The 892-nt window shown below is 69.5% G+C and carries 1 protein-coding gene; it reads left to right on the top strand.

Translation table 11 applies throughout. From position 1 onward, the window contains the following. Positions 1-302 precede the first annotated feature (302 nt). Entirely contained in the window at positions 303-539 is a 237-nt protein-coding gene (locus C1I98_RS39355) for a hypothetical protein (protein ID WP_111172233.1), read from the top strand. The last annotated feature ends 353 nt before the right edge of the window (positions 540-892 follow it).

Here is an 892-nt window from a genome sequence, read left to right on the forward strand (position 1 = left end):
CGCCCCTCATGCCCGACTCCCGGCGATCCAGCGCGCGCATTGCGATGACGCCGCCACCACTCCAGACCCGGAGCGGCGCGAGCAAGAGGTTGCGCCCACACCGTTGAGCGGGTTCAACGGGCGCCTGGCCGACGCCGGCCTCGCCGCGGAGATCGGCGAACGCGCCGCTCACGATGGGCACGAACGCGCGGCACGGCGCACGCATAGTGCGCGGCTGCCGGGCAGAGGACTACAACACAGCGTTCGGCGCGCGAACGCGCCGACGAGCGAACCTGACACATCGCAGGCAAAGGAGCAGGCAGATGAGCTCGGCACAGCAGGAAACCGGCGACATCACCGGCACCCGGGACAAGGACTACAACCTGATCTGGTTCGTCGAGCAGTGCCTGAGCAATGTGCTGCGGCTGGAGACCTACATTGCCGACGCCGACCGCGCCGGCGACGGGGAACTGTCCGATTTCTTCCGCCGCGCTCAGGCCGAAAGCCGGAAGGGAGCCGAGCAGGGCAAGGCCCTGCTGCGGCAGCGTCTGGCCAAGTGACGATAGTGCGTTTCGGGAAGGCCGCCGCCCCCTGAGCCCTATCCGTCCCGACGATCAGTGGATGTCCTCGGCCGCGCGGGCCACGCAACGCCGGTGAAGAATGGGCAGGTGACTGATCAGGACGCGGCCGTAAGCCGCCAGGCGGATCGGGCCGGCTCGTCCAGTTTCTCGCGCTGCTCCGAGACGTCCCGCACGCCGGGCGGGCCGCATGCCTAGGGTCAAGGATCACCACCGCAGCGGCCTGTTCTCCAGGCTCTCCGAACTCCGTCTCGGCGGCGGGGATGACCGCGGCGTAGTTCACGGCGGAATTCAAGGCGGAGGCCGGGGCGATGGCGGGGCTGGGGGGCGAAGCG

Origin of the sequence: Spongiactinospora gelatinilytica (assembly GCF_003236385.1) — a bacterium.
Lineage (GTDB): Bacteria > Actinomycetota > Actinomycetes > Streptosporangiales > Streptosporangiaceae > Spongiactinospora > Spongiactinospora gelatinilytica.

What these genes read in the sequence shown, in the direction of transcription:
- C1I98_RS39355 (WP_111172233.1), top strand. Translation starts at nt 303, where the DNA reads ATGAGCTCGGCACAGCAGGAAACCGGCGACATCACCGGCACCCGGGAC.